General features: G+C 66.0%; 23 protein-coding genes. 18 read left to right on the top strand and 5 right to left on the bottom strand.

Annotated features, from left to right (window positions below):
- The first annotated feature begins 39 nt into the window (after positions 1 to 39).
- Genes H7F35_RS26250 through H7F35_RS26230 form a run of 5 tightly spaced genes read left to right on the top strand, consistent with a single transcriptional unit; the run spans position 40 to position 6,148 of the window.
- Complete coding sequence (locus H7F35_RS26250) at positions 40 to 1,092, top strand: BMP family ABC transporter substrate-binding protein (protein ID WP_187109473.1); 1,053 nt, start codon at positions 40 to 42, stop codon at positions 1,090 to 1,092.
- A 16-nt stretch (positions 1,093 to 1,108) separates the two neighbouring features.
- Entirely contained in the window at positions 1,109 to 2,662 is a 1,554-nt protein-coding gene (locus H7F35_RS26245; protein WP_187109472.1) for an ABC transporter ATP-binding protein, read from the top strand.
- Positions 2,659 to 3,717: an ABC transporter permease gene (locus H7F35_RS26240; RefSeq protein WP_222621968.1), complete on the top strand. Its 1,059-nt coding sequence runs from the start codon at positions 2,659 to 2,661 to the stop codon at positions 3,715 to 3,717. Before H7F35_RS26245 ends, H7F35_RS26240 begins: the two co-directional genes overlap by 4 nt.
- Positions 3,714 to 4,616 carry an ABC transporter permease gene (locus H7F35_RS26235; protein WP_187109471.1) on the top strand — a complete coding sequence of 301 codons (903 nt, stop codon included), beginning with the start codon at positions 3,714 to 3,716 and terminating at the stop codon, positions 4,614 to 4,616. The genes H7F35_RS26240 and H7F35_RS26235 overlap by 4 nt, the downstream gene beginning before the upstream one ends.
- 26 nt (positions 4,617 to 4,642) lie before the next feature.
- The gene (locus tag H7F35_RS26230) at positions 4,643 to 6,148 is read left to right on the top strand and encodes an amidohydrolase family protein (protein ID WP_187109470.1); all 1,506 of its coding nucleotides are present in this window, start codon (positions 4,643 to 4,645) and stop codon (positions 6,146 to 6,148) included.
- 25 nt (positions 6,149 to 6,173) lie between these two features.
- On the opposite strand, the gene H7F35_RS26225 is transcribed toward H7F35_RS26230, so the two are convergent.
- Positions 6,174 to 8,051, bottom strand: coding sequence for a CocE/NonD family hydrolase (locus tag H7F35_RS26225; protein WP_187109469.1), 1,878 nt, complete (start codon positions 8,049 to 8,051; stop codon positions 6,174 to 6,176).
- 288 nt (positions 8,052 to 8,339) lie between these two features.
- Between H7F35_RS26225 and H7F35_RS26220 the strand changes: the two genes are divergently transcribed.
- Positions 8,340 to 8,726 carry a hypothetical protein gene (locus H7F35_RS26220; protein ID WP_187109468.1) on the top strand — a complete coding sequence of 129 codons (387 nt, stop codon included), beginning with the start codon at positions 8,340 to 8,342 and terminating at the stop codon, positions 8,724 to 8,726.
- A 68-nt stretch (positions 8,727 to 8,794) separates the two neighbouring features.
- Here the strand turns inward: H7F35_RS26220 and H7F35_RS26215 are convergent, their stop codons facing one another.
- Complete coding sequence (locus H7F35_RS26215) at positions 8,795 to 9,214, bottom strand: hypothetical protein (protein ID WP_187109467.1); 420 nt, start codon at positions 9,212 to 9,214, stop codon at positions 8,795 to 8,797.
- Between the two features lie 234 nt (positions 9,215 to 9,448).
- On the opposite strand from H7F35_RS26215, the gene H7F35_RS26210 reads away from it, so the two are divergent.
- From H7F35_RS26210 to H7F35_RS26195, 4 genes are all read left to right on the top strand, one after another.
- Complete coding sequence (locus H7F35_RS26210; protein WP_187109466.1) at positions 9,449 to 9,841, top strand: VOC family protein; 393 nt, start codon at positions 9,449 to 9,451, stop codon at positions 9,839 to 9,841.
- A 65-nt stretch (positions 9,842 to 9,906) separates the two neighbouring features.
- Positions 9,907 to 10,785: a hypothetical protein gene (locus tag H7F35_RS26205; RefSeq protein ID WP_187109465.1), complete on the top strand. Its 879-nt coding sequence runs from the start codon at positions 9,907 to 9,909 to the stop codon at positions 10,783 to 10,785.
- A gap of 192 nt (positions 10,786 to 10,977) precedes the next feature.
- Entirely contained in the window at positions 10,978 to 12,021 is a 1,044-nt protein-coding gene (locus H7F35_RS26200) for a PAS domain S-box protein (protein WP_187109464.1), read from the top strand.
- Between the two features lie 11 nt (positions 12,022 to 12,032).
- Positions 12,033 to 12,665 carry a response regulator transcription factor gene (locus tag H7F35_RS26195; RefSeq protein WP_187109463.1) on the top strand — a complete coding sequence of 211 codons (633 nt, stop codon included), beginning with the start codon at positions 12,033 to 12,035 and terminating at the stop codon, positions 12,663 to 12,665.
- Between the two features lie 20 nt (positions 12,666 to 12,685).
- Here the strand turns inward: H7F35_RS26195 and H7F35_RS26190 are convergent, their stop codons facing one another.
- Complete coding sequence (locus H7F35_RS26190; RefSeq protein WP_187109462.1) at positions 12,686 to 14,434, bottom strand: carboxylesterase/lipase family protein; 1,749 nt, start codon at positions 14,432 to 14,434, stop codon at positions 12,686 to 12,688.
- Positions 14,435 to 14,635: 201 nt separating this feature from the next.
- Between H7F35_RS26190 and H7F35_RS26185 the strand changes: the two genes are divergently transcribed.
- The 4 genes from H7F35_RS26185 to arr all read left to right on the top strand — a co-directional run bounded on the left by H7F35_RS26185 (position 14,636) and on the right by arr (position 17,134).
- Positions 14,636 to 14,992 (top strand): DUF2845 domain-containing protein, encoded by a 357-nt coding sequence (locus tag H7F35_RS26185; RefSeq protein ID WP_187109461.1) that lies wholly within the window; start codon positions 14,636 to 14,638, stop codon positions 14,990 to 14,992.
- Positions 14,993 to 15,054: 62 nt separating this feature from the next.
- On the top strand, positions 15,055 to 15,741 hold the full coding sequence (locus H7F35_RS26180; RefSeq protein WP_187109460.1) for a class I SAM-dependent methyltransferase: 687 nt from the start codon (positions 15,055 to 15,057) through the stop codon (positions 15,739 to 15,741).
- 76 nt (positions 15,742 to 15,817) lie between these two features.
- Positions 15,818 to 16,648, top strand: coding sequence for an AraC family transcriptional regulator (locus tag H7F35_RS26175; protein WP_261803356.1), 831 nt, complete (start codon positions 15,818 to 15,820; stop codon positions 16,646 to 16,648).
- A 69-nt stretch (positions 16,649 to 16,717) separates the two neighbouring features.
- Positions 16,718 to 17,134 carry an NAD(+)--rifampin ADP-ribosyltransferase gene (arr, locus tag H7F35_RS26170; RefSeq protein WP_187109459.1) on the top strand — a complete coding sequence of 139 codons (417 nt, stop codon included), beginning with the start codon at positions 16,718 to 16,720 and terminating at the stop codon, positions 17,132 to 17,134.
- A 36-nt stretch (positions 17,135 to 17,170) separates the two neighbouring features.
- Here the strand turns inward: arr and H7F35_RS26165 are convergent, their stop codons facing one another.
- Positions 17,171 to 17,842, bottom strand: coding sequence for an MSMEG_1061 family FMN-dependent PPOX-type flavoprotein (locus H7F35_RS26165; RefSeq protein ID WP_187109458.1), 672 nt, complete (start codon positions 17,840 to 17,842; stop codon positions 17,171 to 17,173).
- A gap of 99 nt (positions 17,843 to 17,941) precedes the next feature.
- Here H7F35_RS26165 and H7F35_RS26160 point away from each other — a divergent pair, with 99 nt between their 5' ends.
- The gene (locus H7F35_RS26160; protein WP_187109457.1) at positions 17,942 to 18,751 is read left to right on the top strand and encodes an AraC family transcriptional regulator; all 810 of its coding nucleotides are present in this window, start codon (positions 17,942 to 17,944) and stop codon (positions 18,749 to 18,751) included.
- A 42-nt stretch (positions 18,752 to 18,793) separates the two neighbouring features.
- Here the strand turns inward: H7F35_RS26160 and H7F35_RS26155 are convergent, their stop codons facing one another.
- A complete protein-coding gene (locus tag H7F35_RS26155; RefSeq protein WP_187109456.1) occupies positions 18,794 to 19,330 on the bottom strand; it encodes a GrpB family protein in 537 nt (178 codons plus the stop codon).
- Between the two features lie 92 nt (positions 19,331 to 19,422).
- Here H7F35_RS26155 and H7F35_RS26150 point away from each other — a divergent pair, with 92 nt between their 5' ends.
- The 3 genes from H7F35_RS26150 to argE are packed head-to-tail and all read left to right on the top strand — an operon-like array spanning position 19,423 to position 22,204.
- Positions 19,423 to 20,142 carry an alanyl-tRNA editing protein gene (locus H7F35_RS26150; RefSeq protein ID WP_187109455.1) on the top strand — a complete coding sequence of 240 codons (720 nt, stop codon included), beginning with the start codon at positions 19,423 to 19,425 and terminating at the stop codon, positions 20,140 to 20,142.
- A gap of 3 nt (positions 20,143 to 20,145) precedes the next feature.
- Positions 20,146 to 21,087: a DMT family transporter gene (locus H7F35_RS26145; protein WP_187109454.1), complete on the top strand. Its 942-nt coding sequence runs from the start codon at positions 20,146 to 20,148 to the stop codon at positions 21,085 to 21,087.
- Position 21,088: 1 nt separating this feature from the next.
- Entirely contained in the window at positions 21,089 to 22,204 is a 1,116-nt protein-coding gene (gene argE, locus H7F35_RS26140; RefSeq protein WP_187109453.1) for an acetylornithine deacetylase, read from the top strand.
- Positions 22,205 to 22,236: the final 32 nt, after the last annotated feature.

The raw sequence follows: 22,236 nt of genomic DNA, 5'->3' as shown, positions 1-22,236 counted from the left end.
CCGCAAGTCCGCCCGTTCCTCAACCCCAGAGATATCCGCATGACAACCAACGCCACCTCTCGCGCCGCCACCCCACGCCGGCAGATCCTGAAAGCTGCAGCCAGCCTGAGCGGCGTGGCCATGGCCAGCGCGCTCTTCCCGTTGATCGCCCACGCCAAGGGCGGACTGATCGCGCTGGTGCACACGCAGGCTGCCGGCGATGCCAGCGCAGTCGACGCGATGATTGCGCGCCTGAAACTGCTGGGCAAGGAAACGGGCATGCAGACCCGCGCGATCTACGCCAAGGACCCGTCGACCTACGAGACCATCTTCCGCACGCTGGCCGACGCCGGCGCGGCCGTCATCGTGTCGACCTTCAACGAAGTCACGGAGCCATTCAAGGCGCTGGCGCCCAAGTACCCGAAGACGCAGTGGCTGCAACTGTTCGGCGACGAGATGAAGCCGGCGATCCCGAACGTGACCACGGTGTCGTACGACTACTACCTGGGCACCTACCTCGCCGGCATCTTCGCGGGGCGCATGTCGACCACCGGCAAGATCGGCTTCATCGGCGGCATGTCGATCCCGCCGCTGAACGCCGACTTCAACGCCTTCAAGGCCGGCGTGCTGTCGGTGCGCAAGGACGCGGCCGTCACGGTGGCCTTCGCGGGCTCATTCCAGGACCCGGTGAAGGGCCGCGAGATCGCCACGCAGATGTACAACAGCGGCATCGACTTCATCCAGACCGATGCGGCCGCCACCGACGCGGGCATCATCGCCGCCGCCAACGACAAGCCCGGCCGCCTCGTGAGCTGCCTCGACCCGGCGCAGTATCCGCAAGGCACCAAGTCGCTGATCTCCATCGTCAGCCTGCACTTCGGCAAGTCGCTGTACGACGAAGCCTCGCGCATCATGAAGACCGGCAAGGGCGGCTCGCACCTGCACACCGGCCTGGGCACCGGCGTCGTCGCGCTCGAACTCTCGCCGCTGTTCCAGAAGGACGGCGACAAGGCGGTCGCGGCCAAGGCCGAAGCGACGATGGCCGAGATCCGCACCGCGCAGGCGGCCATCCTCAGCGGCGCCCTCAAGGTGCCGTTCAACACCGTCCTTTGATTCTTCCGGCTGCAGCATGAACAGAAGTTCCTTGAACGGCGAGGCCGCCCCTGCAGGCGCCGCGCTGGTCCTCGATGGCGTCACGGTGCAGTACGACACCGTGAAGGCGCTGTCGGATGTTTCCATCGCCTTCGAGCAAGGACTGATTCATGCAGTCGTCGGCCAGAACGGTGCGGGCAAGACCACCTTTGCGCGTGTCTGCTCGGGGCTGGTGAAGCCCACGCACGGGCGCGTGCGCATCGGTGACCACGAGATCCGCACCGGCCATGTGAGCGCGGCGCGCGCGGCCGGCGTCGAGCTGGTGCACCAGAGCTTCGCCCTGCCGGCCTCGTTCACGGTCGCGCAGGCGATGGAGTTCGGATCGAACCGGCACCGGGGCCTTTTCACCTCGCGCCAACTCGAAAAGCGCTGGCAGTCGCACCTCGACGGGCTGGGCCTTGCGGTGAGTCCGCGCGAGATCATTCGCAACCTGCCGATCGAGACGCAGCAAGGCATCGAGATCGCGCGGGCACTGGTGACCGATGCCAAGGTGCTCATCCTCGACGAGCCGACGGCCGTGCTCGCACCCGCCGGTGTCGAGACGCTGTTCGAGCGCATCCGCATATTGAAGAAGCGCGGCGTGACCGTCGTGCTCATCCTGCACAAGATCCGCGAAATGATGGCCATTGCCGACACCGTGAGCGTGCTGCGGCGCGGCGAACATGTCATGGGCCCGGTGCCCTGCGCCTCGATCAGCGCCGCCGACCTGAGCCAGTGGATCATGGGCGATGCCAAGGCGCCGCCGCCGGCCGGCAGCGAGCCTGTCACCCGAAAGCCCAATCTCGCCGCACCGACCGTCATGCGGATGCACGACCTGTCGACCAGGCCCGATGCCGAAGGCGCCGCGCTGGCCCATGTGAGCCTGGACATCCGCGCCGGAGAAATCATCGGCATCGCCGGCGTCGAAGGCAACGGGCAACGCACCCTCGTGCGCGCCATCGCCGCATTGGCGGAAACCGCCAGCGGCACCCTCAGCTTCGACGGCAAGGACCTGACGCACAGCGACCTTGCCACGCGCCGCGCAGCCGGCCTTCGCATCATTCCCTTCGAGCGCAACGTGGAAGGCCTCTCGCTGAACAGCAGCCTGTGGGAGAACTGGGCCATGGGCCGCCTGCTGAAAGACGGCCTGCTGTCCTTCGTTCGACCAAAGAAGCTGCAGGCCGAGTGCGACACCGCCCTCACGCAGTGGGACGTGCGCTACGCCACCTGCAGCCAGCCCGCGGGCTCGCTCTCGGGCGGCAACGCGCAGAAGGTCATCTTCGCGCGGGAGGTGGACGACAGCGCCCGCCTCATCATCGCGGCCCAACCCACGCGCGGCCTGGACATCGGCGCCACCGCCTATGTGTGGAAGGCATTGCGCCAGGCGCGCGACCGGGGTGCCGCGATCATCCTGATCTCTTCCGACCTCGACGAACTCTTCGACATCAGCGACCGCGTGCTGGTCATGCTGCGCGGGCAGGTCGTCGGCGACTACAGCGCACCCTACGATCTGCGCCAGGTCGGCCAGGCGATGGTGGGAGCGCACGCATGACGCCCAACGCCCTGTCTTCCCTTTCTTTGGCGCGCATGCTGCCTGTGCTGCGCGTGCTGCTCTTCGTCTGCTTCGCGCTGTTGCTGTGCGCGCTCGCGTTCTTCTGCGCGGGGCTGCCGGTCGGCGAGCTGTTCACCGGCATCCTCGAAGGTGCGTTCCTGCGTGACGGTGCGCTGCACCAGGGCCTGCGCTGGGCCATGCCGCTGTTCATCACCGCGACGGGAGTGGCCATCGCATTCCGCGCGGGCTTCTTCAACATCGGCGCACAGGGGCAGTTCTACATCGGCTCGATCTTTGCGGCGTTCACGGCCGAATGGCTGTCGGGCGCACCGGCATGGATCGTCGTGTCGTGCTGCCTGCTCGCGGGCATGCTGGGCGGCGCGCTGTGGGCCATGTGGCCAGGGCTGCTGCGCCTGCGCTCGGGCACCGACGAAGTCATCACCACGCTGATGGGCAACTTCCTCGCGGGCCTGCTGCTGGTGTACGTGACTTCCGGCCCGCTGAAAGACCCGACGGGCTCGGGGCAACAGGCCTCCAGCCGCCCGATTGCGGATGCGTACCGCATCTCCGATTCGCTGGGCGTGTCGCCGCTCATCATCATCCTGACGCTGCTGGTGTTCGTGCTGTCGTGGCTGCTGGCCAACCGCACGGCGCTGGGCATCGTGGCCAACCTGGCCGGGCGCAACCCGACCATGGTGGCGTGGCAAGGCGCACGCGTCGGGCGGATCGGCCTGTTCAGCTTTCTCGTGAGCGGTGCCCTGGCCGGGCTGGCCGGTGGCATCGAGCTGCTGGGGCCCAACGGCCGCCTTGCGAGCGGCTTCCTGCCCGCGCACGGCTTCACCGCCATCCTGATCGCGCTGGTGGCGCAGTTGTCCATCGTGGGCACGGCCGTCTCCGCGCTCTTCTTCGGCGCGCTGGCGTCGGCCGCGCTGTACCTGCCGGTGATGGTCGGCATGCCGGCGGCCGCCATCGAGGTGATCAACGCCACCATCGCCCTCTTCATCACGTCCCGCGCCAAGTGGCTGGACAAGCTCCTGACCCGAAAGCCGGCATGACAGACACCCTCGTTTCCATCCTGATTTCGGGCACACCGCTGATCTACGTCACGCTGGCGGGAGTGCTGGCCCAGCGCGCGGGCGTCTGGAACCTGGGCCTCGAAGGGCTGATGATCATCGGAAGCTGCGCACTGATCGTGGGCATCGTGCAGACCGAATCTTTCGTGCAGGCCATGCTGATCGCCTGCGCACTGTGCGTGCTGGCCTCGGTGCTGCTGTGGTACGTGGTCGAGAAGCTCAAGGCCAACCCGATCATCGCGGGCCTGGGCCTGACCGGGCTGGGTCTGGGCGGCACGTCGCTGGCCATTCAGGCGCTGTACGACAGCGAAGCCACGGTGACGGCGCCCTTCGGCATTCCCAAGCTCAACAGCCTGTTCGATGCCGACCTCGGCCCGCTGGGCAGCCTGTCGGTGTTCGTGCTGTTCATGCCGGTGGCCGTCTGGCTGGTGTGGCTGCTGCTGGAGCGCACGCGCCTGGGCCTGCAGATGTCGGCCTCGGGCGAGCATCCGTTCGCGGCGCGCAGCGTGGGCGTGAACCCCAGCCGCATGCGCCTGCTTGCGTTGGCGCTCGGCGGCATCCTGTGCGCCATGGGCGGCGCCGAGCTGGCCGGCGGCAGCCTGCAGATCTTTTCGCAGAACATGACGGCCGGCCGCGGCTTCATGGCCTTCGCAGCCGTGATCTTCGGTGCCGGCAGCGCGCTCGGCGCGACAGCGGCGGCGCTGTTCTTCGCCATCGTCTCGGCCCTGGGCATTCGGGCGCAGTTGATCTACGGCGGTGCGATCTCCAACGACCTGCTGCAGGCCCTGCCCTACCTTGCCACGGTCTTCGGCGTGTGGCTCAGCACCAAGCTGCGCGGAGGGCTGGGCTCCATCCGGGGCACGGCGGAGATGCGCGACTGAACAGCGCGCATGAGGAGCAGCAACGCATGACGACATCATCGAAGTCCATCCTGATCCAGGGCGCGGAAGTCCTGGCCATGGCCCGCCCGCATGGCGAGCGCCCCGTGCAGGCCGACGTGCTGCTGCAGGGCGGCAAGATCGCGGCCATCGGCAACAACCTCCCGATCCCGGAATCATGCGAAGTCATCGCGGCGCACGGCAAGCTGCTGATGCCGGGCCTCGTCAACGCGCACACCCATTCGAGCGAGACCTTCTTCAAGGGCCGCTACGAACAGATGCCGCTGGAGGCATGGCTGCTGTACGCCTACACGTACATCTCGGGCGCCCCTATCCCCGACCGCCTGCTCTACCTGCGCACGCTGCTGCTGGCGATGCAGTCGCTGAAGAACGGCGTGACCACGCTGTGCGACGACTTCTTCGACCCGATGGCGCACAGCACCAAGCGCCTGGGCATTGTCTTCCAGGCCTATCGCGACGCCGGCATTCGCGTGAACGTGTCCAGTGCCGTGCTCAACACGCCGGTGCTCGACTCCACGCCCTTCGGCCGCGAGGTGTTTCCAGAACACCTGCGCAACCAACTCAACTTCGGCGCGCCCACCACGGCGGCCGACTACACGGCCTATTGCCAGGAAGCCTTCCGTCGATTCCACGGGCAGGCGGATGGCCGCCTGCGCTTTGCCATCACGCCGTCGGCGCCGCAGCGCTGCACCACCGACATGCTGCAGGCCTGCCACGCGCTGGCCGTGCAGCACGGCGTGCCCTTGCACACCCACCTGCTCGAAACCAGAGTGCAGGCCGTGGCCGGCCAGATGTTCTACGGCAAGACGCTGCTGGCCCACATGCACGACATCGGCGTGCTGGACCGGCACACCACGCTGGCCCACGCCATCTGGATCACCGACGACGACATCGCGCAGATGGGCCGGGCCGGCTGCTCGGTGGTGCACAACCCGCTGAGCAACCTCAAGCTGGGCTCGGGCCTTGCGCCCATCCGCAAGCTGCTGGACGCCGGCGTGGCGATCGGGCTGGGCACCGATGGCCTCTCGTCCAACGACAGCGCACGCGTGTTCGACCTGATCCGCTTCGCTGCGCTGATGCACAACACGGGCGGCACGCCGCCCGCGCAATGGCTGAGCGCCATCGAGACGCTGCGCATGGCCACGCTGGACGGCGCCCGCACCGCGATGCTCGACGACGTGACCGGTTCGCTCGAAGTCGGCAAGGCCGCCGACCTCGTGATGCTCGATCTGGACAACGACAACTTCCGGCCGAAGAACGACATCGTCAAGCAGTTGGCCTATTGCGAGAACGGCAGCTCGATCGAGCTCGTGGTGGTGGCCGGCCACGTCGTCTGCCGCAACGGCCAGCTTGCCACAGTGCGCGAGAAGGAGGTGTGGGACGAACTGAACCAGCTCCTTCCCGCGTACCTGGAAGAACACGGCCGGTGGGAAGTTGCCAACCGGGTGTTCGAGCCTTACTTTTCTGAAGTCATCCGGCGCTGCAAGGCGACCGACATCGGCATCCAGCGCTGAACGACAGCGCCGGATTTCGCGCCGACTAAACCGGCGCCCTCGGACCCACGCCCGCCGGCACCGCAATCTCGTTCTTGCGGCACGGCTGCTGCTGCACGATGCCGCAGGTCGGCAGGTCTTTCGCATGCGGATACGCCACATGCCCCAGCACGATGCTCGAAGGCCGCGTCCTGTCGTGCCAGACCTTGTTGGTCGACTTTTCCGTGCGGTTGCGAAAGACCCAGTAGCCGGTCTGCGAAGGCGTGTCGATCGTCACGCGAAGGCTGGAGCCTGCGCGAAAGACGTGCGCGAACTTCTGCATTTCGAGCCGCATCGGCGTCGGCTCGTCCAGCGTGAGCATCTTCACCGTGGCTTCGGTGAAGTCGCCCCAGGGCCGCAGCTCGCTCGAATTCGCGTCGTTCAACTTTCGCTTCGACGCACGCAGCCAGCCGCGCTGCACGAACATCTCCATGCCATCAGGCCGCACTTCCGACACGCTCACCTGCACGTCGGTGTCGGCCGCCGTGGCGCTCAGCCACAGGTCGACCGACCCTTCGCCGTAGTAGCTCAGGTCCTGCGGCAGCCTGGCGGTGGTGAAGGTGAGTTGGCCCGTGGCGTCGCTCACCGGTTGCCAGCCACCTGCGTCCTGGTCGTTCACGGTCGGGCTTGCGACCGGGTATGCGTAGCTGCTCGACGGTACCTTGTCGTCTTGCGGCGCGGCGTCGGTCAACACGCCGCCGGGCTGCAGCCACAGCCGCATGGGCGTGGTCTTGACGGGCAGGCGATCGAAGGCGGCGGCGGCGGTATGCACCAGCGTCTTGCCGCCCACGGGGCCGGTGGTCTCCTGCATTTCCTGCAGCAGGTGCACATGCGGCTCGCGCTCGAAGCCGTTGTTCTCGCCCTTGAGGAAGTGGGCATAAAAACGCCGCTGCACGTCGCGCATGTAGGCAGAAAAATCGCCGGTGCTGTGCAGCCCGTTGGAGCTGATCAGCCACATCTTGTCGGGCGCGATGGTGTCCTCGTAGTAGCCCATGCGCGGCCCGACCTGCTCGTCCTGCCACGACTGCGTGCCCAGCGTGGGAATGATGATCTTGTCGGTGATGAGGAACGCGCTCTTCTTCATGTAGCGCGCACCGTAGTGCGGGTCGTTGTCGAGCCACGCCACCAGGTCGATGTCGGGGCGCTTGATCTTCTCCATGTTGTCTTGCACGTTCTGCGCGCATTCGGTGTCGCCGTCGAGGCGCGCGGCGTCCTCCGCGGAAGATCCCCAGATCCTCGGAAACTGTCCCCACCATGCCGCGGGAAAGCCGATGTTCTGGATGCCGCCCGGGTAGCCGACATCACGGTACGGGTCGGTGACGTTCTTGCCCGGCGCGATGGCCACCAGCCCGGCCGGCCGCTGCGCAGCCACCCACAACTGGTTGTAGCCCGGATACGAATAGCCCACCATGCCGACCTTGCCGGTGGACCACTGCTGCTTCGCGGCCCACTCCACCGCGAACGCGCCCGCAGCGCCCACGGTGGCATCGAAGACCTGGTCTTCGCCGCTCGAACAGCCCGTGCCCGGCACATTGAGTCCGACCACCGCGTAGCCTTCGCGCAGCCAGTTGGGGGCCTCGTCGGGGACCACGCCGGAGCCGTAGCCGTCGTACTCGATCAGCACCGGAAAGGGCCCCTTGGCATTGGGCAGCAACACGGTGTAGCGCATCCTGTTGCCGTTGGGCAGTGTCAGGTAGCCCCATTTGCGCACGGTGCCTTCATTGATCGGCGGTGCGTCCGGGGGCGGTGTCGTGCCGCCCACCACGACCGGCACGGGAACAAACGCCGTGCCCGATGAACCGCCGCCGCAGCCGGCCAAAGCCGCGGCGAAAAGCACCGACAAAGCGACCGCCTGCCAGCGCCTTCGACAACCAGAAATCTTCATGAATCCGTCTCCATTGAGAGTTGTGCGTCGATGCCCCGACGAGGCATCGGGGCGCAATCTAGCGTCAATGAAAACGACTGTCGAAATTCATGAAGGGTTGATGAAGGCATCATGAAGATCGCTTGCTTTTGCGGGTCGGAGTTGCCCTTCAAGGCGACGAAGAGACCGGCTACAGTCGGCCACACAGACACTCATGCGGGCAATGCTTCAAGAAGAGAACCATCGGTACTTGCGCGACGCACCGATTGCGAGCCAGTGCTGCCAACTTCTTCGCGGCAAGGTTCCACGGTGAGCCGGACGCGCTGGACCATTGCTGCGCTCGTGTCGGTTGGTGCCACGCTCCTGGCACTCGTCTGCAAAGACGAACTGGCGGCGAGCACTGCCGGAATCGTTGCCCTTGCCGTACTGTTCGCGCCCGCAGTGCTCACCTTGTACGTGCTTGTTCATGTACTGGGTGAAGGGGCTGTGTTCCTGCTGCTTCTGGGCGCCTTCAAGGTGGTGACCTTGGGACAGGTTCGCATTGAATTCCCCGGCGCCGGCTTGCAGTTCCCCTGGCACGGTTTTGCGCATGCCGATGACGGCTCGCTGGTGGCCTCCGAAGATGCGATGGCACTCATCGGCGTTGCGACTTACGCGGCCGCAGGCTTGGCCGGGTATTTCTTCTTTTGCGCCTGAGCCGCAGTGTCAGCGACCCGACGGGCGTACCAAGGACACGCTACGCCCCGAAGCCAGCACCGTGCGGATCAAAACCCCAGCTTCGTCAATGACCAGGCCACCGCACCGAGCTGCGCCACGTTGAGCATCATCCCCATGATGTGAAGCCGGCGGAACTGGAAGATCGAGCTGTCGGCAGCCGGAATCGTGTGACGCAGGAAGTCCATGCGCGGAATGATGATCCAGCGGCGCAGCGCGAACGCCAAGGCCGCGATGCACGCCATGCCGACGGCGAAGACGAACCTGCCGGACCACACATAGCAGAGCGCCGCCGCGCTCCCGGTCAGCATCACGGCAAGGTAGTAGACGTTGAACAGGCCCCGGATGAAGCGGGAGTCCAGCGGGGTGTCGTGCCTGAGCACGAGCAGCGGCAGCGAGCCCATCATGAAGAAGCCCATCCAGACGAGCAGGATGACCGTTGCCGCCAAAGAAATGACGATGGGAAGCATCTGAACCCTCTGCAGTCGCAAGACACGTGGCCCTGGGAGACCCAGACCCGGGCCGTCCACCATTGGTGGCCGCATTCTGCTTGCTCCAGTTGAGATTCGCCATAGGTCCTCGCCCGAGCGGTTCATGGGCTTTCTGTTCGCAGGCGCATCGGGTTGAGTTCACGCAGGTTCTGGGTAGAGTGCGGTTCTGCGGAATCCATACGCCCTCGCTCACCACCACCATCGATCACCCTCATGAAATTCGGCTACACCATCGTCTACGTCCCCGACGTGGCCCAGTCCCTCCAGTTCTTCGAGCAGGCCTTTGGTTTCCAGAGAAAGTTCCTGCATGAATCGGGCACCTATGGCGAGCTGCTCACGGGAGACACCACGCTCTCTTTCGCCGCACATGAACTGGCCGCATCGAACTTTCCACAAGGGCACGTGGCCGCATCGGAGTCGGCCAAGCCGCTGGGCATGGAACTCGGCTTTGTCACCGATGACGTGAAAGCTGCGCACGACCGCGCCGTCGCGGCTGGCGCATCGGAACTCACGCCGCCGACATCCAAGCCGTGGGGTCAGGTGGTCTCGTACGTGCGTTGCCCTGATGGCACGCTGGTCGAGCTGTGCTCCCCCATCGGCGGTTGAGCCGGCACATCCGCGCACGCATGCCGCGTTGATCGGCGCCCTCGAAATCAGCAAGGAGCAGAGCCATGTCGCACCCCGTCTTTCTGAGCAGTTCGACGCTGCCCCGCATGCCACAGGGAAGCCTGAACGAGTGGCGCGACTTCTTCGGCCACGGCCGCGAGCTGGAGGCCAATGCCTTCTTCCCGTTGTTCTGGCGCGCGCTCTTCAGCGAAGACGACATCCGGCATGCGCGCTTCATCGATGAGCACGACATCGACGATGAATCGTGCGCCATCGAACGCGAAGAATGCCTGGAAGACTTCGGCGCGGATGCGACGTACCCGTACCTCGTGACCGACAAGCCCTCAGCCCTCGCAAGGCTGGCGAGCCGTCGCGAGAAGATCGTCGCGACCATCGGCGAACGCTACCGGCCGATCTACGAGGGCTTCGAGGCGCTGATCGCGCAAGGCGGCTTTGCCGACCACCTCCTGCTGCGCACCAGTGGCCTGCCCGATGCGGCCGATGCCGAACAATGGCTGCGCGCCGACCTTGCCGCGCTGGACAAGCTGGACGGAAAAGGCGCACTCACCGACCTCGCAACCGATCTCTCCCGGTACGACGCAGACCCCGTCTGGCTCCTTTCGGGCAACGGTGCGTCGGACAGATGGTCATGGCCCACGCCGGAGTTGGGCACGCTTTTCTCGCTTCCGCAGAAAAAACCACGACCGCAATTCAACGGGCAAGAAGCCGGGAAACGCGAAGGCGCACCGCCCCCGCCACGCAAAGCCAGGCCCGCCGGCTGGCAGGATTCCGCGCTCGAATGGCTGGCCGCCGTGCTGGCTGCGGGCGCGGCGCTGGGCGCCTACGTGTTCACCCAATCCGTTTGGCTGGCAGTGCTGGCGTTTCTCTGCATTGCGGTGGGGCTGGGCTTCGCTCTCACCAAGTTGCGCGCCCCCGGATCCTGAGGCGGCATGCGCGCGTCGCGCGATTGAGTTTTTCGCCGCTGCCGCGCCCACATCGATCGGCATGGCGCCCGCGCCGGCCATCGGATATTTCCGGCAAAGGCCACGGGGAAACCTGCTTCTCGCAAACCCGCAGCACACGGGCGTGGAGCGGTTGCCGCCCTATCATGAAGCCGCCCACCGCTCCCCCGCCACGTGACCGACCTCGAACACGAAAGCCTGCCGGACATGCCCTTCCACACCATCGTGGAGCAGATGGTCGCGGGCATCTACGTGATCCAGGACGATTGCTTCGTCTACTGCAACGCCACATGGGCGGGCATTGCCGGCTACACGGTGCAGGAAGCGACCGGCATGTCGCTGGCGCAGATCGTTCCGCCCGACTTTCTGGAGGTGGTGCGCTCGCGCATCCGCGCCCGCCTCTCGGGTCACCCACCGAGCATGCACTTCATCACGCGCGGGCTGCACCGCGACGGCCGCGTGCGCTTTGTCGAAGTGCACGGCTCGCGCATCCTCTACCGGGGCCGGCCGGCGGTGATGGGCGTGGGGGTCGACGTGACCGACCGGGTGCGCAACGAGGAAGAACTCAAGCGCTCGCGCGAACAGCTCCAGGCGCTGGCCGCCTACACCGCCAACAAGCTCGAAGAGCAGCGCCTCGCGATGGCACGCGACATCCATGACGTGCTGGGCGGCATGCTCACCTCGATCAAGATGGATGCGACCCGCATCCAGCGCCGCGCCGAAAACCCCGAGCTGCAGTCGCTCACGCAGGGCCTGATCGCACTGACACAGCAGACCATCGACACGGTCAAGCAGATTTCCGAAGCGCTGCGCCCCAGCGCACTCGATCACCTCGACCTGTCGGTCGCACTCGCGAACGAGCTGCACGCATTCACGCGCCGTTCGGGCGTGCAGCATGTGCTGGACACCGACGCGAAGACGCTGCGCCTTTTGCCCCGGCACACGACGGCGGTGTACCGCATCTTCCAGGAGGGCCTGACCAATGTTTCGCGCCACTCGAAGGCGCGCAATGTCGGCGTGACCTTGCGCGTGGAAGACCTGCAACTGCGGCTGGAGCTGCACGACGACGGCTGTGGTTTCGACCCCGCTGCGCCCGGCGGCAGCGCGCTCGGGCTGCTGAGCATGAGCGAGCGGGCACGCGAGATCGGCGGCGAGCTGCAGATCCGCTCGGCGCCGGGCCAGGGCACGCGCCTGAGCCTGCGCGCGCCGTTGCATTGAGGAATGCCACGTTGATCGACATCCTCATGGTCGACGACCACACGATCTTTCGTTCGGGCCTGCAGCGCTTGCTGCTCGACGAGAGCGACATCCGCACCACCGGCGAGGCGGCCAACGGCTCCGAAGCGCTGGAGCAGGTGCGCCACCGTCGCTTTGACGTGGTGCTGCTGGACATCAACATGGAAGGCCGCAACGGCCTTGAAGTGCTGGCCTCGATCCGCGCGGCACAACCCGCGTTGCCGGTGCTGATGCTGTCGATGTACGCCGAGGAGCAGTACGCGCTGGTCGCCATCCAGGCTGGCGCGCGGGGCTACATCGCCAAGGACGCGGAGCCGGCCGAACTGGTGCTTGCGATACGGCGCGTTGCATCGGGCGGCCAGTACCTGAGCGCGCGCGCCGCGCCGCTGGTGAGCGGCCAGCTCGAAGGCCGCGACGAGCGCCCCGCGCACCAGCGGCTGACGGTGCGCGAGCACCAGATCATGCTGATGATGCTCAAGGGCATCTCGCTCACGGTGATCGGCGAAGAGATGCTCATCAGCGTGAAGACCGTGAGCACGCACCGCACCAACATCCTGGAAAAGCTCGGCGTGGCGAGCACGGCCGAGCTGGTGCTCTACGCCGTGCGCCACCGGATCATCCAGTAGCGCAACGACGCAACAACACCTCAGCGCGGGCCGCTGCGCAGCGGGTCGACCGAATCCGGCAGGTTGTTGAAGTCGATCTGCTGCGAAAGAAAGTCGCGCTGCTGCGGCGACAGCAGCGTGTAGCGCGGCCAGAAGAACAGGTAGTCGTCGGGCGACATGTACGACTGGTTGTCGAAAATCATCCGCTTGTTGCACAGCAGGCAGATGAAGTTGGTCCAGCCGGTCCAAGGCGTCTTGCCGTCGAACAGCCGCGTGGGTGCGCCGTAGCGCGCAAAGCTGGCCGTGTAGTCGATGAACTTGTCCGACAGCGCCTTGCGGCTGTTCGCGTTCGCCGGGCTCCAGGCAAAGTGCATGAAGTTCGGCTGGTCGGTCACGAAGTTGCCGAACAGCGCGGCCACGTCGATCGCGTGGAAGGCACCGAAGGTGTCTTTCCAGGGCTGGGGCGTGTCGTCCCAGTTGTAGTTGTAGCGGTAGATGTCACCGTTCTGCAGCCGCAGCACGCGGATGACGTTGTCGATCACGTTGTCCAGCGCATAGGTCAGCGCCTCGTGCGTCTGCGTGTAGATCGGGCGGAACTCGGGCTTGATGAGCTGGTTGAAGGTCACGCTGCCGGGCGGCGCGTAGTTGGCCAGGTTCCAGAACTCCTGCTGCGTGGGTTGGCCCATGCCGAACAGGAAGGCGAAGTACGAGCCTTCGTCGTGCGTCGAGCCGATCATGATCGGCATCTTGTTGTAGTTGCCCAGCAGCAGGCCCGGCAGGCCGGCGGCGCGGATCACCGTGCCGTCGGTGAAATGGCCGGGCACCACGGGGCTGGGCGTGAACTTCATGATCTGCGCCGCGCTGGCGTTGCGCAGCAGCGCGGCGATGTCGGAGGGGCTCATCGTCGCGCGCTGCGCCGTGGCCTGGGCCGTGGTCGATGCGCGACCAGTGTCGACCAGCAGGCTGTCGATCAGCGACTCGGCCGCCAGCGTGCCCACCACCGGCGGATACGCATTGGGAATGCCCGACATGCACACCGCGCGTTGGAACTTGCCCTCGGCCAGCGGCGATTGCAGCAGGCCCCAGGTGTTGATGCAGCCGGCCGATTGGCCCGCCACCGTCACCTGGCCGGGGTTGCCACCGAAAGCGCGGGCGTTGGCCTTGACCCAGTCGAGTCCGCGCACGAGGTCGAGCGTGGTGAAGTTGCCCGAGTCGTCCAGCGCGTTGCCGGTCTTCATGGCCGGATGGTTGAGCCAGCCCAGCATGCCCATGCGGTACTGCACCGTCACCACCACCATGTTGGCCTTCTGCGCGAGATAGGCGCCGTCGTAGGTCGAGTCGCGTGCGGTGCCCTTGGTGTTGCTGCCGCCGTGGATCCAGAAGAACACCGGCAGGTTGTCGGCGCTGGAGTTGGGGCGCCACACGTTCAGGTAGAGGCAGTCCTCGCTGCCCACGGGCTGGCCGAAGGTCGCGGGGTCGGGCTCGCCGAAGGGGTTGCCGACCTGCGCGCACATGCCGGCGAGCGTGGTGGCGGCACGCGATCCGCTCCATGGCACCGGCGGCTGCGGCGCGCGCCATCGCAGGTTGCCGACCGGCGGCTGCGCAAAGGAAATGCCCAGGAAGGCCTGCGTGTTGTTGCTGGCTGCCTTGCCGTAGATCTGGCCGGCATCGAGCGTGCGCGTGAGGCTCTGGTTGTAGGCGGCAAGCGCGGGAATCGAAAGGACCGCAAGCGCGCCAATGGCCCATTGGGCAGCGATGCGGACGAGGCGTAGCAAATACCGACGGTTCATGTTGTTGTCTCCTCGGGGTGGATGCGGCTGGCTCTGACGGCCAGGGTCATCGTCCGATTCTGCGGACCGCAAGGCGCCGGCGGTCTCGGTGTCATCGACGGGGCTTGGGAAGAATTCTCCGATTGACTTCGGGGCCGCAAAGGAACATGAACGCCAGCGCACGGCTACAGTCACAGGTGGTCAAGAAGCCCCAAGGAACCTATGCGAACCCTCGCCGCGAGCGCCCTCTTCCTGTTCGCCGCCGGCATGCACACCGGCAGCGCATCCGCACAGTCGCTGAGCTGCGGCGGCACGCTCTCCAGCGTCGGGGACTCCAAGTTCTCGGTGACACAACGGTGCGGCGAGCCAGTGTCCAAGGAGTTCGTCTGCGTGCCGCGCCCGCAGGTGATCTGGGTGCCCTCGAACTACCCCGGTGCGCCGGCCCAGCAGATCGTCACGCAGCAGTGCGTGCCGATGGAAGACTGGGTCTACAACCGCGGCCAGGGCAACTTCCTGGGCATCGTGCGCTTCTACAACGGCGCGGTCGAATCGGTGCGCGACGGCGAGAGAGTGCGCTAGGAGAAGGTCGATTCGTTACCGCCGACTATGATCATCAGGACTCGATTTTTCATGCGTGCGAAATGACCACACAACCACCCGAGACCGTCTTTTCCAACATCTTCACGTCGAATGCCTGGGGATCGACAGAAAGTGTGTCCGGCGCGGGGTCTGAACTCACGAACACCGCGCAAATCATCCGGGAACTGCCGCATCTGCTGCGCGAGCTTCAGGTTCGTACATTGCTCGACTTGCCGTGCGGAGACTTCAACTGGATGCAGCATGTCGATCTGGCGGGCATCGACTACACCGGTGCCGACATCGTCGAAGAACTCGTGCAGCGGAACACGGAGCGCTTTGGAAGACCAGGACGCCGCTTCAGCAAACTGAACCTGCTTGCCGACGAACTGCCGACCGTCGACCTCATCCTCTGCCGCGATTGCCTGTTTCATTTTTCCCATGCCGACACCTTTCATGCCCTGCATGCGGTGGTGTCCAGCCGGTCGAAGTGGCTCCTGACCACCACCTTCACCTATCGCTCACTGCCACGCAACCAGGACATCCCCACCGGCGGCTGGACACCGATCAATCTTGAAATGGCACCGTTCAATCTGCCGCCTCCCCGGCGCCTGATCGTGGAGGGCAATGTCACCGAGGCCATCGTTTATCCGTCGGCGAGCGGCCCACTCCAGTTTCCACAAAGCGATCGAAGCCTGGGCCTGTGGCTGGTGGACGATGTGCGTGAAATGCTGTTGAGGCTCGGCCGCTAGGGAAGTGCTTGCAGGGCGCCTCCCTGGGCACTGCAGCCCGAAGCGCTACCATGGCCCGCGTCGAAAGGAAGTTCCCTTGGCCCGACCCGACCCTCGCAACACGTCGCGTTACTGGCATGCACCCGCCGTGCCGGGCATGGACATGCTCCACGCCGACTTCACGACGCACAGCTACGCGCCCCATGTGCACGACTCCTTCGTGGTCGCGGCCACCGAGGTCGGCGGCTCGGAGTTCACGAGCCGGGGCCGCACGGACACCGCCCACCGGCAGGCGCTGCTGGTCTTCAACCCGGCCGAGCCGCATTCGGGCCACATGGGCGGCAGCGAGCGCTGGCGCTACCGGGCCTTCTACCTGGGAGAGTCGGGCCTTCACGGCGTGCTGTCTTCGCTGGGCATCGACCAGCCCCGCTACTTCAGCTCGAATGTCTTTCTCGACCCGGACCTGATCGCGGGCTTTCTGGAACTGCATCACGCCCTCGACGGCGAGCAGGACGCCCTGCGCCATCGCGAACTGCTGGTGCGCAGCTTCGGCGATCTGTTCCAGAGGCACGGCCAGGCGGCGCAGCGCATTCCCCGCGCGCCATCGGATGCGCGCCTGCTGGCCCCGGTGCTCGAACTGATGCACGACTGCCATGCGGAGCGCCTGACGCTGGAGCAGATGGGCGCGGTCGCCAACCTCACGCCCTTCCAGTTGATCGGTGCGTTCAAGCGGTCCATCGGCCTGACGCCGCACACCTGCCTGACCCAACTGCGGCTGCGGGCGGCCTTGCGGCGACTGCAGGCGGGCCAGTCGGTGGTCGACGCGGCGCTCGCTTCGGGCTTCTATGACCAGAGCGCGCTCAACAAGCACTTCAAGCGCACCTTCGGTATGACACCGTTGCAGTACGTGGCCGCACGTGTGTCATGAGACTCGGTTGTCGAGCGGATACAGTCGGCCGCGATCCGCCGTTCACCCATTGCATGAAAGACACACCCGATGGCAGTCATTGACGAACTGAGTTCCCAGTGCCTCTACCACGGCACGAAGGCTGACCTGAAGCCGGGGGACCTGATCGAGGCCGGCTACAGCTCCAACTACGGCAAGAGAAAGAAGGCGGCCTATGTTTATCTGGCCGCCACCTTGAATGCGGCCATCTGGGGGGCCGAACTGGCCCAGGGCGATGGGCCCGAGCGGATCTACATCGTGGAGCCGACCGGCCCGATTGCCGACGACCCCAACCTGACGGACAAGAAATTCCCGGGCAACCCGACAAAGTCGTATCGCTCCAAAGACCCGCTTCGGGTCATCGGTGAAGTCCAGGATTGGACGGGGCACTCTCCCCAGGAGCTGCAAACCATGAAGGACCGCGTCGAGCAACTCAGGCTGCAGGGCGTAGAGGCCATCGAAGACTGACACAAGGTGTGAGTCCGGCTCGCTCAGCCCGCAAAATCAATACAGGTCGTTGCGCACCCCCTGCGCATAGTGCGCGTTGACCTGCGCGATCTGCGCCTCGTCCATGTGGACTGCTTGCGCGTCGCCGAGCCTGGCCAGTTCGGCCATCATCTTGCCGACCGAGGGCAATGCGTTGCGGTCGATGCGCGCGTCGTCTTGCCAGAGCCTGGCACGGTTGATGGCCTTGCCGCAATGCACGAGCACTTCGTCGATCAACACCACGGTCGCTGTCTTGGGCACGCGGTCGCCTTCCCTGAGTTCGGCCAGCAAGCCGGGGTCGGTCGAGATTCGGCCCCGGCCGTTGATGCGCATGAAGATTTCCAGCCCGGGGAAGAGGAACACCATGCCCAGGCGCTCGTCGCTTTCCAGGTTGCGCAAGGACTCGATCCGGTTGTTGCCGGGCCAGTCCGCATAGGCCACGGTGTTTTCGTCGAGCACGTGGACAAAGCCCGGCGGGCCGCCGCGCGGTGAGGCGTCGAGCCCGCGCTCGCTGCCCGTCGCCAGGCAGAAGAAGGTGGCCGCCTTCAGATACGCCTCATGAAACCCGACCAGGCGGTCGAGCACGGCCTTCTGGATTTTTTCCGCCGGCGGATCGTAGAGCGCGTCGAGGTCCGGCGGCACGGGAGCGCCGTCGCCCTGCCCGTGTTGAAGTTGCTTGCTGCCGCTCATCTGTCGATCTCCTGGGTCGTCATGGTCATGCCGATGAAGATAGGGCCGATCCGTTGGCGGCTATAAAACAGACCAGACAACCAATCTCATGATTCCGCCATGACTGACCTGAACCTGGAAATATTTGCAAGGGACCAAGCGGACGGCCCCGTCCTCTTTGTCGTGACCGGAAGCAGCGACGAAGAGCATTCGTTGGAGCCGCACCGCCACGCCCGCGGGCAGTTGTTCGGCTCGTTGCGCGGCCTGCTGACGGTGGTGCTCGACGAAGGCGTGTGGGTCGTTCCCGCCATCCACGCCGTCTGGCTCCCGCCGCATCACTTGCACGCCGGCAGGACACATGGCCCCTTCAACGGATGGAGCGCCTATGTGGCCGAGCATGCATGCGAAAGCCTGCCCAAGCGACCTTGCACGCTGCGCACATCCGGCCTGCTGCGCGAGGCGGCGCTGCGAGCGAGCACCTGGCCACCCGGCCCGCTCGACGAGCCCCGGGCACGCGTTGCCGAAGTCATCCTGGATGAAATCCGCACCCTGCCCGTCGAAGCGCTCGGCCTGCCTTCGCCACGCGATCCGCGCCTGCAGAAAATCGCCAAGGCGCTGCTTGCCGATCCGGCCAATGACCGCGACCTCGAAAGCTGGGCGCTTTGGGCCTCGATGAGTTCACGCACCCTGAGCCGCCGCTTCGTGGCGGAGACCGGGTTCAACTTCACGGCCTGGCGCCAGCGTGCCCGCCTGATGCGATCGCTCGAGATGCTGGCGGCGGGCACGCCCGTCACGGCGATTGCACTGGACCTCGGCTACTCCACGGCCAGCGCGTTCATCGGGCTGTTCAGACGCATGTTCGGTGAAACGCCAGCCGCGTACCGGTCGCATCTGGTGCCACCGACCGCGCCGGGCGCGAAGCCGGCCTGAGTCAGCGCCAGCGCCGGGACAAACAGGCCTGAAGAAAGAACGTTAAGCCAACCCGATCTGCGCGTGTATCTCCTTGATCACCGCGTCCTTCTCCCGGTTGTAGACCTCCGGGTTGACCGGATCGATGGTGTGCGCACGGTCCTTGGCTTCTTCGTACTTCCTGCGCAGGTCAGGACGTCGACCGAGAATTTCCATAAATGCCAGGGAGTCCTTGTGAACCGGGTCACCCCGATGGCAGATGTGGATGTTGATGTTGAACCCGCGCCCGTTGTGCTGAACGCACGCGCAGACATAGGGTTTCTCGTCCTTGTCGACCCACACGGCACGCCGGTGAAACCCCAGCCGCTCGAATTCGGCCTGCTCGGCGCGCAGGTCCTGCCTGCCCGTGATGGCGGCAATGTCCACCATGGGCTTTCCGCGCAAGCCGCGAATGGCCGTGCTGCCGATGTGCACGAGTTCCACGCCTGCAAGGTGCTCTTGAACGTATTGCCGTACCTGCGCGAACACGTCGGTGTACACGGGGTCGTAGGGCAGGATGTTGCGATGCGCCAGGCTCTCGTCAAAGGTGTCGATCTTCATGTGGCCTCCATGCGGGTTCTGCGTTCCATCAATTCTGACCAATAGCATCGCGCGTCGTCCTGCCAAGCTGGCACCCATCAGCAAGGCAACCCATGACACGACTCTTCTGCCAGGACCATCCCGACACCCTGCGGCTCGACGCCACCGCTCTGAAGACACGGCCCGGCGCCGTTCTTCTTTCGCAGCATCCGTTCTACCCCGGCGGCGGCGGGCAGCTTCCTGACCAGGGCATCGTCAGGTGGCACGGTGGCGAGGCATCAGTCACCGGGTTCAGCGAAGAAGGCGGCGCCATCTGGGCCCTGCTTGCTGACGGCATCGAGGTCACGGGCGAGGTTCAGGCCGAAGTCGATCCGCTGTTCCGGCAACTCATGCGAGAGCTTCACACCGATCTGCATGTATTGAACGCGCTCGTCTTCAGGGACTTCGACGGCGCACTGGTCACCGGCGTGCAGATGAACGCGGACGGCACGGCCCGCATCGACTTCGACCTGCCCGACGCGGACAACGACCGCCTGCGGGCGCTCGAGCCCGAACTGAACGACGTGATCGCGCAAGACCTGGCGGTGCAGACGCACCATCTGTCCCTGACCGCGGCGCATGCCGAAAAAGGCCTGCTGCGCTCGCGCTCGGTGACACCGCCGCCGTCGTCCGAAGGCCTCATCCGCATCATCGAGATCGTGGGCCTCGACCGGCAGGCCTGCGGCGGAACGCACCTGGCCTCGACGGGTGCGTCGAGGCCCGTGAAGATCCTCAAGATCGAGAACAAGGGCCGCTACAACCGCCGCATGCGCATCGGACTGCAAGGCGTGTAGGCGATGCGCAAGTCCCTGCTCCAAACCCTCTGGGCGAATCCGGTCTGGCTGCTGTGGGTGCCGCCCGCCTTCTGGGCCGGCAACCTCGTGCTGGGCCGCGCCCTCGGGCCGGTGTTTCCGCCGGTGTCGCTCGCGGTCGGCCGCTGGGTGGTGGCGCTCGTGGCGCTCGCACCGTTTGTCTGGCATCAGGCCTGGCAAGAGCGGGACCTGCTCAAGCGGCACTGGCTGCTCATTGCGGCATGCGGCGCCTTCGGTATCGCCGGCTACAACGCGCTGGGGTATCTGGCGCTGCAAACGGTTCCGGCTGCGAGCGTGGCGTTTCTCAACTCGACGCTGCCGCTCATGGTGCCGCTGGCCGCGCTGGTGCTCGGCGTCGAACGCATCACTTGGAAGGCACTCGCGGGCATCGCCATCTCGTTCGCCGGCGTGAGCTGGATCGTGGCACGCGGCGATCTCGCCAGCCTTCTGGCGCTGCGGCTGGGTGGCGGGGAACTGCTCGTGCTGCTGGCCGTCTTCAACTACGCCGTGTACTCGGTGCTGCTGCGGCGCAAGCCGGCCGCTATGAACCCACTGGTGTTCCTGGCCGCGACCATGGCGGCGGGGCTGGTGGTGCTGATGCCGTTCTGGGCGCTCGAGCTGGCGCGCGGCGCGCGCATTCCCACCGACCTGGCCTCGGTCGGGGCCGTCGTCTACATCGGGCTCTTTGCGTCCCTGTTCGCGTTCATCCTCTGGAACCGCTGCGTCGCGGTGCTGGGCGCGACGGTGACCGGCGTGTCGTTCCACCTCGTGGCGCTGTTCACCGCGTTGCTGGCCTTCCTTGTGCTGCATGAGGCGGTGCGCAGCTTCCATGTGGTGGGCATCGCGCTGATCCTGCTCGGCTTTCTCGTCACGACGCTGCGCCTGGGCACGCGGCTCGCGCCTGCTCCCAGGCCGTTGCGGCCCTGACATGGACACGGTCGAACTCCTGCGGACGCTGGTGGCCTTCGACACGACCTCGCACCGGTCGAACCTCGAGCTGATCCGTTGGGTGGCCGGCTACCTGCGAGCGCACGGCATCGAAGCCCGGCTGGTGCACAGCGACGACGGCGCCAAAGCCAACCTGCTCGCAACCATCGGCCCGCAGGTGGCGGGCGGCATCGTGCTGTCAGGTCATACCGACGTGGTGCCGGTCGACGGGCAGGACTGGCATTCCGATCCCTTCACGCTGACCGAGCGCGATGGGCGCTTTCACGGCCGGGGTGCGGCCGACATGAAGGGCTTCATCGCCGCCTGCCTCGCTGCGGTGCCTTCCTGGTGCGGGCTGAAGCTGCAACGGCCGATTCACCTCGCGTTTTCCTACGATGAAGAAGTCGGATGCTTCGGCGTTCCGCGCCTGATCGCCGACATGCGCGCCCATGTGCCCACACCAGCGCTCGCGATCATCGGCGAGCCGACGCAGATGCGCATCGGACTGGCCCATCGCGGCTTCTACGGTCACAGGACGACCTTTCGCGGCCGGCCGGCGCACTCCGGTGATCCGGCACTGGGCATCAGCGCGATCGAGCCGGCGGCCCTGCTGATCGCGCAATTGGGGCGCCTCGGTCGCACGCTCGCCACGCGGGGGCATCGGACCACGTTCAACGTGGGTCTGGTCCATGGCGGAACGGCCATCAACATCGTCCCCGCTTGCTGCGAAGTGCTGTGGGAGTTCCGGCCCACCGACGAGGCAGGCACGACGCTGGTGAGGCGCGAAGTCGAACGGATGCTGGCCGCCGTTGCGCCCGATGTGACGGTCGAAACGGCGCAGCTTGCCGGCGTGCCGGCACTCGCGGCGGGCGACGATGGGTTGGCCGTGGACGTCGCCCGCGCGCTGGGTGCGCTCTGGCCGCCGGGCGAGCTTCCGTTCGGCACCGAGGCCGGCTTCTTCCAGCAGGCCGGCATTCCCGCGCTGGTCTGCGGGCCCGGTGCGATTTCGCAGGCCCATCAACCCGATGAGTGGATCGCCGCCAGCGAACTCGACGCCGCTGACGGGTTCCTGCGCGGCGTCGGCACATGGGCGACCGGGCAAGACGCAACGGCATAGGTCGAACGCGCGCCAACCGCGCCACAATGCGA

The sequence above is a fragment of the Variovorax sp. PAMC26660 genome (assembly GCF_014302995.1).
Taxonomy (GTDB): domain Bacteria; phylum Pseudomonadota; class Gammaproteobacteria; order Burkholderiales; family Burkholderiaceae_C; genus Variovorax.
The sequence above is the reverse complement of the archived record's forward strand: the minus strand, read 5'-3'. Positions and strand labels throughout refer to the sequence as shown.

Bases quoted from the DNA above. Each gene is read 5' to 3' on its own strand.
- H7F35_RS26250 (WP_187109473.1), top strand. From the start codon at position 40: ATGACAACCAACGCCACCTCTCGCGCCGCCACCCCACGCCGGCAGATC.
- H7F35_RS26245 (WP_187109472.1), top strand. From the start codon at position 1,109: ATGAACAGAAGTTCCTTGAACGGCGAGGCCGCCCCTGCAGGCGCCGCG.
- H7F35_RS26240 (WP_222621968.1), top strand. From the start codon at position 2,659: ATGACGCCCAACGCCCTGTCTTCCCTTTCTTTGGCGCGCATGCTGCCT.
- H7F35_RS26235 (WP_187109471.1), top strand. From the start codon at position 3,714: ATGACAGACACCCTCGTTTCCATCCTGATTTCGGGCACACCGCTGATC.
- H7F35_RS26230 (WP_187109470.1), top strand. From the start codon at position 4,643: ATGACGACATCATCGAAGTCCATCCTGATCCAGGGCGCGGAAGTCCTG.
- H7F35_RS26225 (WP_187109469.1), bottom strand. From the start codon at position 8,051: ATGAAGATTTCTGGTTGTCGAAGGCGCTGGCAGGCGGTCGCTTTGTCG.
- H7F35_RS26215 (WP_187109467.1), bottom strand. From the start codon at position 9,214: ATGCTTCCCATCGTCATTTCTTTGGCGGCAACGGTCATCCTGCTCGTC.
- H7F35_RS26210 (WP_187109466.1), top strand. From the start codon at position 9,449: ATGAAATTCGGCTACACCATCGTCTACGTCCCCGACGTGGCCCAGTCC.
- H7F35_RS26205 (WP_187109465.1), top strand. From the start codon at position 9,907: ATGTCGCACCCCGTCTTTCTGAGCAGTTCGACGCTGCCCCGCATGCCA.
- H7F35_RS26190 (WP_187109462.1), bottom strand. From the start codon at position 14,434: ATGAACCGTCGGTATTTGCTACGCCTCGTCCGCATCGCTGCCCAATGG.
- H7F35_RS26185 (WP_187109461.1), top strand. From the start codon at position 14,636: ATGCGAACCCTCGCCGCGAGCGCCCTCTTCCTGTTCGCCGCCGGCATG.
- H7F35_RS26180 (WP_187109460.1), top strand. From the start codon at position 15,055: ATGACCACACAACCACCCGAGACCGTCTTTTCCAACATCTTCACGTCG.
- arr (WP_187109459.1), top strand. From the start codon at position 16,718: ATGGCAGTCATTGACGAACTGAGTTCCCAGTGCCTCTACCACGGCACG.
- H7F35_RS26165 (WP_187109458.1), bottom strand. From the start codon at position 17,842: ATGAGCGGCAGCAAGCAACTTCAACACGGGCAGGGCGACGGCGCTCCC.
- H7F35_RS26160 (WP_187109457.1), top strand. From the start codon at position 17,942: ATGACTGACCTGAACCTGGAAATATTTGCAAGGGACCAAGCGGACGGC.
- H7F35_RS26155 (WP_187109456.1), bottom strand. From the start codon at position 19,330: ATGAAGATCGACACCTTTGACGAGAGCCTGGCGCATCGCAACATCCTG.
- H7F35_RS26150 (WP_187109455.1), top strand. From the start codon at position 19,423: ATGACACGACTCTTCTGCCAGGACCATCCCGACACCCTGCGGCTCGAC.
- H7F35_RS26145 (WP_187109454.1), top strand. From the start codon at position 20,146: ATGCGCAAGTCCCTGCTCCAAACCCTCTGGGCGAATCCGGTCTGGCTG.
- argE (WP_187109453.1), top strand. From the start codon at position 21,089: ATGGACACGGTCGAACTCCTGCGGACGCTGGTGGCCTTCGACACGACC.